This window comes from uncultured Nostoc sp., assembly GCF_964245445.1.
Classification (GTDB): domain Bacteria; phylum Cyanobacteriota; class Cyanobacteriia; order Cyanobacteriales; family Nostocaceae; genus Nostoc.
The window spans coordinates 25,657-36,262 of record NZ_CAXTNE010000046.1; the positions used below are offsets into that span (position 1 = coordinate 25,657).

At 43.4% G+C, this 10,606-nt stretch carries 6 protein-coding genes and 1 pseudogene; 6 read left to right on the forward strand and 1 reads right to left on the reverse strand.

Annotated features, from left to right (window positions below; genetic code table 11):
• Positions 1 to 522: 522 nt before the first annotated feature.
• The 4 genes from ACFE90_RS10960 to ACFE90_RS10975 all read left to right on the forward strand — a co-directional run bounded on the left by ACFE90_RS10960 (position 523) and on the right by ACFE90_RS10975 (position 7,207).
• The gene (locus tag ACFE90_RS10960) at positions 523 to 3,669 is read left to right on the forward strand and encodes a PAS domain S-box protein (RefSeq protein ID WP_375500352.1); all 3,147 of its coding nucleotides are present in this window, start codon (positions 523 to 525) and stop codon (positions 3,667 to 3,669) included.
• Positions 3,666 to 4,142, forward strand: coding sequence for a response regulator (locus tag ACFE90_RS10965; protein WP_229551983.1), 477 nt, complete (start codon positions 3,666 to 3,668; stop codon positions 4,140 to 4,142). Before ACFE90_RS10960 ends, ACFE90_RS10965 begins: the two co-directional genes overlap by 4 nt.
• A complete protein-coding gene (locus tag ACFE90_RS10970) occupies positions 4,142 to 6,106 on the forward strand; it encodes a response regulator (RefSeq protein WP_375500354.1) in 1,965 nt (654 codons plus the stop codon). The genes ACFE90_RS10965 and ACFE90_RS10970 overlap by 1 nt, the downstream gene beginning before the upstream one ends.
• A gap of 282 nt (positions 6,107 to 6,388) precedes the next feature.
• Positions 6,389 to 7,207 (forward strand): class I SAM-dependent methyltransferase, encoded by an 819-nt coding sequence (locus ACFE90_RS10975; RefSeq protein WP_375500356.1) that lies wholly within the window; start codon positions 6,389 to 6,391, stop codon positions 7,205 to 7,207.
• Here ACFE90_RS10975 and ACFE90_RS10980 read toward each other — a convergent pair.
• Positions 7,204 to 7,284: pseudogene (locus tag ACFE90_RS10980) on the reverse strand (transposase); the annotation flags it as partial. The gene ACFE90_RS10975 and the pseudogene ACFE90_RS10980 overlap by 4 nt on opposite strands.
• A gap of 224 nt (positions 7,285 to 7,508) precedes the next feature.
• Here ACFE90_RS10980 and ACFE90_RS10985 point away from each other — a divergent pair.
• Together ACFE90_RS10985 and ACFE90_RS10990 are read left to right on the forward strand one after the other, a co-directional pair.
• Positions 7,509 to 8,735, forward strand: coding sequence for a pentapeptide repeat-containing protein (locus ACFE90_RS10985; RefSeq protein WP_375500358.1), 1,227 nt, complete (start codon positions 7,509 to 7,511; stop codon positions 8,733 to 8,735).
• 597 nt (positions 8,736 to 9,332) lie between these two features.
• Positions 9,333 to 10,547: an ABC exporter membrane fusion protein gene (locus ACFE90_RS10990; protein ID WP_375500364.1), complete on the forward strand. Its 1,215-nt coding sequence runs from the start codon at positions 9,333 to 9,335 to the stop codon at positions 10,545 to 10,547.
• Positions 10,548 to 10,606: the final 59 nt, after the last annotated feature.

Consider the following 10,606-nt stretch of genomic DNA (forward strand, 5'->3'; position numbering starts at 1 on the left):
AGCCTTTTAACTCCAACGTTGAGCCTTTTAACTCGAACGTTGAGCCTTTTAACTCCAACGTTGAGCCTTTTAACTCCAACGTTGAGTCTTTTAACTCCAATGTTGAGCCTTTGAACCTCAAACGTGAGCTTTTTTAAGATAGAACATTAGCTAGAGTGACAGCAAAACCAAACTTACTAGTATGACCTGAGAAATATTCCCTAAGCAGGAGAGAAACAATAAGACACCTGTCCTATCCTAGTCATTGCTATGAGGATAAAAAAAGGAGATGTCTGTCAGAAAGCCGTTGGAGATTTTAGATTTAATTCGGGAGCTTCGGTAACAACTCAATTTTTCTCAGAAATTCTCAGAAATAGTTTGCTGCTAAATTAAGAGTTTCATTCAAAACAGTCAATCGTTGAGAAAAAGGTATACAGTGCCTTCACGGATAGCACTAAAAGTAATAAAAGAAATGTTACAGCAGATAGAGTCAACCCGGCAAAAGCCTGCTAAACCAGTATTTTCCAGAAGCAGAGTAGGGTTATGGCTCATAAAGTGAGGGCATCGGAATCTAAAAAAACTTTTGCTGGCAGTAGAGAGCAACTGCTGCATTATGGTATTGCTTTGCTATCCGTTGCCTTAGCACTGGGGGTAACTTTACTGCTCAACCCATATCTCACACCAACGCCTGCGGCACTATTTTACGTTGCGGTGATGCTGAGTGCCTGGTACGGTGGCTTGGGGCCGGGGTTACTTGCTACCGTTTTGTCTACTTTGGCAATTAACTACTTCTTTTTTAAGCTGTTCGATCCGCATAACATTACAAATCTAAATAGATTAATACCTCTGGTTGTGTTCATATTGGCAGCAGTGTTAATCAGTTGGCTGAACGAATCACGCCGCACAGCCCAACAGAAAGCTGAGACAAGTCTGAAGTCCCTACGCGAAAGCGAGGTAAGGTTTGGTCACTTAACAGAGTCCAATATTATCGGGGTAATTGTCGCTGATCTCAACGGCTTAATCATTGAAGCCAATGATGCCTTTCTACAAATGCTCAATTATACACGTGAGGATTTGCGCTCTGGTAGAATTCGCTGGGGCGAGATTACTCCACCCGAATACATTGAGGTGAGTGAGCAAGCAATTGAAAAACTTAGAATTACTGGGAGTTGTAAGCCCTTTGAGCAAGAATACATCTGCAAAGATGGCTCTCAAGTTACCGTCTTAATTGGCTTTGTCAAGCAGGGAGATAGGACAATTATTGGTTTTGTTCTTGACTTGAGCCAACGGCAAGCTGCGCTACGCGAACAGCAAGCTGCGCTGCGCGAACGCAAACAAGCTGAAGTTGCCCAAAGCATCCTGCAAATGCTCTTAGAACACGTCCCAGAGGGAATTACGATCGCTGGCGGCCCCCCTGATTTCCGAATCATCGCCAACAGCAAACTCGCGCAAGAGCTTTTGGGCAGACCTGGTGAATCCCTCGTTGGCATGACTTCTGGCGATTACGTTCAGTCTTACGGTGTGTTTTTGGCTGATGGTGTAACACGCCCCACCCTAAAGCAACTGCCTTTATATCGTGCTACGCGCTACGGTGAAATAATCCACGATGAAGAATGCATCATTGAACGTCCTGATGGAACTCGGATTACAGCGATCGCTAATGTAGTACCGATTCGGGATTCCCAAGGTGAGATTATCGGTGCAATAGATTGCTGGCGCGATATCACCAACCGCAAGCAAATGGAGGAGACACTGCGGCAACGAGAAACAGAACTTCGCTTAATTACAGATACGTTGCCAGTTCTGATTTGCTTTGTAGATTCAGAACAACGCTACCGTTTCAATAACCGAGCATATCAAGAGTGGTTTGGGTATTCGGCGGCAGAAATCTATGGAAAGCATCTTTGGGAAGTTTTGGGTGAATCCGCATATCAAGTAGTTCGTCCTTATGTGGAACAAGTACTGGCCGGAGAGCAGGCCACTTTTGAAAGTCAAGTTCCTTATCAAGATGGCGGCACACGTTATATTCATGCTGTCTACGTTCCCCAGTTTAATCAAGAGGGAACAGTTGAAGGTTATGCGGCGTTGATTACTGACATCAGCGAACAGCAAGCTGCGCTGCGCGAACAGCAAGCTGCGCTACGCGAACGCAATTTGGCAGAAGCAGCGTTGCGTGAAAGTGAAGCCCGCTTTCGCCAGATGGCAGACACCACTCCCATAATGGTATGGATGTCCGGCACTGACACACTTTGTAACTACTTTAATAAATTCTGGCTAGATTTTACCGGACGACCTCTGGAGCAAGAGATGGGCAATGGGTGGGCTGAAGGTGTACATCCTGATGATTTTCAGCGTTGTTTAGATACATACATCAATGCCTTTGATGCCCGACAAAAATTTACAATGGAATATCGCCTCAGACGCTTTGATGGCAAACACTGCTGGCTTTTGGATACTGGTGTGCCTCGGTTTGCAACAACAGGGGAGTTTCTTGGCTATATCGGCTCCTGTGTTGATATCCATGATCGCAAGTTGGCAGAAGAAGCGCTACGTGATAGTGAGGAGCGATACCGAATTTTAACAGAAGTGTCGCCGCAGGCTATTTGGATGGGCGATAGGGATAGTGGTATTACTTATTGCAATCAATACTGGTCTGATTACAGTGGACTGACAATGGAGCAGACTGCTGGGTATGGCTGGATTCATATCATTCACCCCGAAGACCGCGATCGCGTTTTGAAAACTTCGATAGAGGCTGTTGCTAACGCTACAAACTACGAAACAGAAATTCGCTTTCGTCGAGTTTCTGATGGTAGCCATCGTTGGCATATTGTGCGGGGTTTGCCATTTCGAGATGCAGCCGGACAGATTATCAAGTGGGTGGGCATCGCCAGCGACATTCACGATCGCAAAGTTGCCGAAGCCGCCCTGCAACAACTCAACGAAATGCTAGAGCAACGGATTCAAGAGCGCACAGCCCAACTCGAAGCCGCCAACAAGGAACTCGAATCTTTCTCCTATTCAGTCTCTCACGACTTGCGATCGCCGCTTCGCCACATCGCCGGATTTATAGAATTGCTTCAGAAGCGGCATAGCTCAACAACTACATTAGATGAAACAAGTCAGCGTTATTTAAAAATAATTGCAGAAACTAGCAAACAGGCAGGAATACTAATAGATGAGTTGCTCACATTTTCTCGCATGGGGCGCACCGAAATGCGCTACATCAACATTAATATGGAGCAACTAGTGGAAGAAATAAAACGCGATTTGCAAATCCAAACCCCAGGACGCACAATAAATTGGCACATAGAGTCACTGCCAGAAGTGCAAGGTGACCCCTCCATGCTGCGGCTCGTCCTTCGCAACCTCATAGACAATGCCGTAAAATATTCCCAGACTCGAAACCCAACAGAAATTACTGTTGGCAGTACTGACAATGAAAACGAAGTTGTCTTTTTTGTACAAGATAACGGCGTAGGCTTTAATATGCAATATGTACACAAGCTATTCGGAGTATTTCAACGCCTGCATAGCGACCCAAAATTTGAAGGCACTGGTGTTGGATTGGCAAACGTGCAACGCATTATTCATCGGCATAATGGTCGAGTCTGGGCAGAAGCTATAGTTGACAATGGAGCCACCTTCTATTTCTCACTACCTAAGTTGCCGAAGAAGGAGGGCGAATGAAAGAACTCAAGCGAATTCTGCTGATTGAAGACAGTGCCAACGATGCAGAATTAATATTAGCCGCCTTATCAGAAAATCATCTCGCCAACGAAGTGGTGGTGCTGCGTGATGGAGAGGAAGCACTAGATTATCTCTATCGCCGGGGGTTGTTTAGGTTGCGGATGGAAGGGCATCCGGTTGTGGTGCTGCTCGATTTAAAACTACCTAAAATCGATGGATTAGAAGTGCTGGCAGAACTAAAATCTGACCCTATAATGCGAGTGATTCCAGTTGTAGTGCTAACTTCTTCCCGTGAGGAGCCAGACTTAGTTCGATGCTACGAGTTAGGCGTTAATGCATACGTCGTTAAGCCTCTTGATTATCATGAGTTTGCCGATGCTATCAAGGGTGTGGGACTCTTTTGGGCAGTCATTAATCAGCCCCCTGTTGGCGCTCTACCTCCAGCACCTCATCGTCAACAGGAGAAGAACTAATGGATCTACTCCGTTTCTTACTTTTGGAAGACAGTTTGTTAGATGCAGAGCTTACCGAAGCGATGTTAACTGAAGGGGGAATTAATTGCGAACTGATACGAGTTGAAACTGGTGCTGATTTCCTGGCTGCTTTGGAAGCAGAGACTTTCGATTTAATTCTTGCCGATTATGCCTTGCCATCTTTTGATGGAATTTCGGCTTTAGAAATTGCCCGAAATCGCACTCCAGAGGTTCCTTTTATCTTTGTTTCTGCCGCGCTGGGTGAAGAATTAGCGATCGAAGCCTTGAAGAATGGTGCAACCGATTATGTATTAAAGCAACGATTAGGGCGGTTAGTTCCCTCAGTGCAACGGGCATTGCGGGAAGCTAAGGAGCGCCAGGAGCGCCAGCAAGCAGAGAAGTCGTTACAGAAGAGTGAAGCCAAGTATCGCCGAATTGTTGATACCTCTTATGAGGGAATCTGGATGATTGACTCTCAATCACGAACAGAGTTTGTGAATCAACGGCTCTGTGAGATGTTGGGTTATCCGCCAGAAGAAATGCTTGGTCGTTCTATGTTTTATTTTATCGATCGCGTTAATGGCGTAGCAGCCGAAGAGAAACTGGAGTGGCACAAGCAAGAAGGGAGTGATCTTAAAGAAGCTCGATTGCGCTGCAAAAATGGTTCGTACATTTGGACACTGATTTCTGCTAGAGCGATTTTGAATGAACAAAATGAGTTCTTGGGCGCGATCGCTATGCTAACTGATATCACCGATCGCAAGCGCACCGAATTAGAACGCGATCGCCTTTTACAACTTGAGCAAACAGCCAGGGCGGAAGCAGAGACTGCTAACCGAATCAAAGATGAGTTTTTGGCGGTACTTTCCCATGAATTGCGATCGCCACTGAATCCGATTATCGGCTGGGCAAAACTATTGCAGAGCCGTAAATTTGATGACATATCGCTCCAAAAAGCCCTTCAAACTATTGAGCGCAATGCCAAGTTACAAGCTGAACTAATTGAAGATTTGCTGGATGTTTCTCGCATCCTGCAAGGCAAACTCAATCTCAATATGATGCCAGTCAATCTGGCATTCACCATTGAAGCCGCAATGGAAACAGTGCGTTTAGCAGCAGAAGCAAAAACCATTCAGATTGAGATGGCGCTTGATCCGCAGGGGAAAGTTTTGGGTGATTCAGCCCGTTTACAGCAAATCTTCTGGAACCTGTTATCAAATGCCGTCAAATTTACAGCGACTGGGGGAAAAGTAAATGTGCAATTGGAGTGCATCGACGCTCAAGTGCAGATTACCGTCAGCGATACAGGTAAGGGCATTCACCCTGATTTTCTCCCTCATGTGTTTGACTCTTTCCGTCAGGCTGACAGTACAACAACTAGAAAGTTTGGTGGGCTAGGGTTAGGTTTAGCGATCGCTCGTCACTTGGTCGAAATGCACGGTGGAACGATTTGGGCCGAAAGTCTTGGCGAGGACAAAGGAGCTATCTTCACAGTTAGGTTACCACGGGTCAAGGAAGCTGCAACAATTAAGGATGACACGAATGCTGATTCTTCAACTGCCGTTTCTGCCTTCTCTTCCCTCATGGGTTTACAAGTTCTGATTGTAGATGACAATGCTGATACCCGCGACTTTTTCAGCTTTGTGCTGGAACAGTTTGGAGCGATCATCACCACAGCAGCATCAGGAGATGAAGCATTACAAGCGCTAACACAGTCAAAGCCAGATATCTTACTTAGCGATATTGGAATGCCAGAGATGAACGGCTATATGCTGATAAAACAGGTGCGGACTCTAGAAGCAGAAATAGGCGAAAAACAGATTCCAGCGATCGCTCTGACTGCTTATGCAGGCGAAATCAATCAGCAGCAAGCACTAAAAGCAGGCTTTCAACACTACATCGTTAAACCTGTAGCACCAGAGGAATTGCTCACGGCGATTTCTAATCTAGTCCAATCTACTTAGGTGTTTGCGATCAACCTGAGTAATTAGATGAACCTGATTAATGTTAAAATTTTTAAATTATTCTTCATAGCTAATACAAACATTTCAATTGCGTGGAATAGCTTCGCTTTAGGCACAACCATGTTATGTCTCTACCACTATCCACCACATTCGTGATATTTTAAGATAAAGTGCCTTTTGTCAATCAGTTAAAATACTCAAATAACCTTAATAAAGATTTTGACAGATCCCTTGCTAGTTCTAAAATTAAATTGGACGATCAAAGCTGACACGCCCTAGCTTATGCAAGACTTTAGACAAGAAATAAATGCCAGAGCTTCTATAGATTTAGAACAGCGAAGGACTTGGTATTCTCTGGTTGCTGATGTTTATTATAATGCAAGACCGCACTATCCACATAAACTAATTGATCGGTCTGTAGCTTTAGCCCAACTTGACTCAGATGCATCGATTCTTGAGGTTGGTTGTGGCCCAGGAAATGCGACGGTGGCTTTTGCTCAATTTGGTTTTTCAATGACGTGTATTGAGCCAAACCAGGATTTTTGTCATTTGGTAGAACACAACTGCGATCAATATCCAAAAGTTACAATTTGCAATACTTCATTTGAGGAGTGGGAACTAGAAGCAAAACAGTTCAATGCCGTTCTAGGAGCCAATGCCTTTCACTGGATACCGCGAGAGATTAGATATACCAAGGCAGCATCGGCAATGTGCGATAACGGTTTTCTTATCCTGCTATGGAATCTGACCCCAGAACCGAAATACGAAGTTTACCAAGCGATCAAGGAAGTGTATCAAGCTTATGCGCCCTCTCTTGTTCGATATGAAGGTGCACAGATTCAAGCGGAGATTTTGAGGGGGTTTGGACAAGACATTTTAGACTCCTATTGTTTTAAAGAGTTGGTTGTCGAGCAAACTGCGTGTGAAGTCACCTATAGCATTGATAACTACCTCAAGCTTTTAAGTACCTCTGGGAGACTAGAGCCACAAGCCAGAGAGTTCCTATTTGCAGGATTGCGCCAGAAGCTGGAAAAATTTGGAGATAGCGTACAACTCTCGTTTCTTTCTGCTGTTCATGTTGCCCGCAAAGCACCCATGTGAAAAGCCTCTTCAATTCTCCATCGTCTGCGGTATAAGTCAGCGACAACGTAGGGAGATAAAACTTGTGGGTCAAGCATAGTGACAAAATGTACTTTTTCTTAACCTCTCACAGATGCTATCCAACGCAGTTCAGAGGCTGTTTGAAAAATAACTTATCAAAGATTTTATAGATGATTTCTATGAAGTAGATTTAAGGATCTGTCAAGTAGTTACGTGTTTGTACTCTATCATAACCTTGAATATCGTCTTAAAATCAACCTAAATTTACTTCCGTAAGGAGTCATATATGAAGACTTATGACATGTCTCTCATAAAGACAAATGGACTCACGACTTTCTTAGTATTTATCTCAATTATATTTATTTTCACATTAACTCTAATTTTTTCATTCTTTGAAAACATTGCAGGCTTTTCAAATCAAGAAAAAATAGAATATATTAATCAAGCATTAACGACTGTTGCCATAATCATTGGAGGATTAGCATTAATTATTAATGCTTACTATACTTCCAGGCTCTCTTTTAGTGAAAATCAGAGTGTGTTAAGCAAACTCCTTTCTGGGACACTAGCTTGGGATAACAACATTGTAACTGACATTAAGAACACCCAAGAAACTTTAGAAGAAATTGTTCCAGAACGTTTTTCTAAAGCAATTGAACAGTTGGGAAATGAAAAGATTGAAACGCGGTTTGCCGCAATTTATGCTTTAGAGCGAATTGCCAGAGATTCTCACAAAGACCATTGGACAATTATGGAAATTCTCGCTGCGTTTATCCGCGAGAATGCCCCAGTAAATCAGAAATATGAGGACGAGTCACAGCACTCATCAAAACTTCCTACAGATATTCAAACAGCCTTGACTGTCATTGGACGACGCGATTTCCATAAAGATCCGGTAAATCAGAAACTAGATTTACGCAATACAGACCTCAGTAATGCAGACTTAACTGAAGCAAACCTCTCTAGGGCAATTCTCGTTGGAGCTAACTTGCAATGGGTCAATTTTACACGAGCAAATCTTTCAGAGACAGACTTATCAATAACCTATCTTTGTGGATCAATCTTCTATGAAGCCAACCTGCAAAAAGCAATCCTCCCAGAAGCCAATCTCCAAGGCGTAGTCCTCAGAAAAGCGAACCTCTCAAAGGCAACCCTTTACGATGCCAACTTGGAAGGGGCAATCCTTTGTGATGCAAAATTACAAGGAGCAATCCTTTGTGGTGCAAACTTAGAAGGAGCAATCCTTTGTGATGCCAACTTAGAAGGAGTAAACTTTGAGGATAGCAACCTTCAAGATGCAAATCTAATTGGTAGTAACTTGCAAAATGCAAAACTTGCTGGAGCCAACTTAGAAGCTGTGTTACTTAGTACAGCCAACCTGCAAGATGCTAACTTCCAAGAAGCTAACCTCTCTAGAGCAAACTTGAGCGGATGTGAAAACCTTGAATTACAACAGATTGAACAGGCACTTGGCGATCGCACCACAATCTTACCAGAAAACTTTAAAATACCCAAAAGCTGGAAGTAACAAAAAGCTAAAATTTCAACCAATTAAGCCTCTTGTTATAACCCGCTTGCGCGGGTTTTTTTGCATAGATGCGGTTGCTAACAACTCTTTGAACTATGTTGAATTTAGTACCCAAAACTCAAAAATTGCCAAAAACCTGATAAATATTCTCTATCAGCTTAAATTTTAAGCAATTTAAATCACTAACAATTATGAAATGCCAAGAGGTTTTCAATCCAGTTGCGATCGCGTGCTGAGGTTATTGGTAGCAAACGGATTAACCAATTTAAAAGACAATTCAGAAAAATAACTTTCCGCAGCAAAATATATCACTAAAAATTATAAAAATATCAAATTGAAAGATATTTCTTAGGAATTATAATTTATTTGGCTTTCATGACAAAAATATTTGTTATGACTGAATTTGTCTCTAATTGTTGGCGCTGTTACAACCAGCAATTTTGAAAACGTTTACGATACCTGAGTACTTTTAAAAAACTAAAGTAATTCGTCATAAACATAAATCTCTTAATACTGGAGAGTGATATCAAACCCTTTTGTATCGGAATTACTCCTCTTTTCTCTCCCTCTGCGCCACTAGTTAAGAGGTAATCTATGGTGCGAAACTCAAAGCTAGGGTACAGAACGTTCCCTAAGTCTATTCTGCGTCCATCCGTTGCTATAGGTATAATTGCATCTTTATTGATTGGCGGAATAAGTTTTTATATAGTAAAACGCTGGCAAAATCATGCAAATCTAGAGGCACAAGTGCCAGCAACACAATTGCCACAGTTAAAAACGGTAACAGCTTTAGGGCGGATTGAACCACAGGGAAAGGTAATTAAACTCTCTGCTGCGGTGTCTGCCGAAGGCAGTCGGGTAGAAAAGTTGTTAGTGAAAGAGGGGGATAGGGTAAAAGCAGGACAGGTGATTGCGATTTTGAACAGCCGCGATCGCTTGCAAGCAGAATTAGAACAGGCACAAGAACAAGTAAAAGTAGCCCAGGCAAACCTAAACCGCACCCAAGCAGGTGCTAAACCCGGTGAAATTGCCGCCCAAAAAGCTGCGATCGCTCGCACAGAAGCAGAACGCCAAGGTGATATTAATGCCCAAGCAGCGACAACTGAGCGATTCCAAGCCGAAGTGCGTAACGCCCAAGCAGAAGACGAACGGTATCAGCAGCTATATCAACAGGGGGCAATTTCTGCCTCCCAACGAGATAACAAGCGTTTAAATTTGGAAACCGCTCAAAAAAGCCTGCAAGAAGCACAAGCACAGTTAAATCGGACTCAATCAACTAGCCAGCAAAAGATTAAAGAAGCCACAGCAACACTCGATGAAATCGCCGAAGTGCCCGGAGTGGATATAAAAGCTGCCCAAGCAGAAGTCAATCGTGCCATAGCAGCCATGAATCTGGCAAAAGTAAATTTAAAACAGGCCGAAGTGCGATCGCCTCAAGATGGACAGGTATTTGAGATCCATACCCATCCTGGCGAATTAATATCAAATGATGGCATTGCTGATATCGGACAAACCAACCAGATGTATGTCATAGCCGAAGTCTACGAAAGCGATATCGACAAAGTGCGTTCAGGGCAGCAAGTGCAAGTATTTGGTGATTCCCTCTCCATTGAATTGCAGGGAATCGTAGATCGCAAGGGCTTACAAGTGCGACGACAGAATGTCATTAACACAGATCCTGCTAACAATATCGATAACAGAGTAGTCGAAGTCCATATCCGACTAGATGAAGCCTCCAGCCAAAAAGCCGCCACCTTAACCAATATGCAAGTTAAGGCAGTAATTGAATTGGAAATAGGGAATAGAGAATAGGGAATTGGGCATTGGTTTAAGTTATTCTCCATCTCCCCTGTCTCCCCTTGCTCCCCCTG

Coding starts and splice junctions, on each gene's coding strand:
- ACFE90_RS10960 (WP_375500352.1), top strand. CDS start 523: ATGGCTCATAAAGTGAGGGCATCGGAATCTAAAAAAACTTTTGCTGGC.
- ACFE90_RS10965 (WP_229551983.1), top strand. CDS start 3,666: ATGAAAGAACTCAAGCGAATTCTGCTGATTGAAGACAGTGCCAACGAT.
- ACFE90_RS10970 (WP_375500354.1), top strand. CDS start 4,142: ATGGATCTACTCCGTTTCTTACTTTTGGAAGACAGTTTGTTAGATGCA.
- ACFE90_RS10975 (WP_375500356.1), top strand. CDS start 6,389: ATGCAAGACTTTAGACAAGAAATAAATGCCAGAGCTTCTATAGATTTA.
- ACFE90_RS10985 (WP_375500358.1), top strand. CDS start 7,509: ATGTCTCTCATAAAGACAAATGGACTCACGACTTTCTTAGTATTTATC.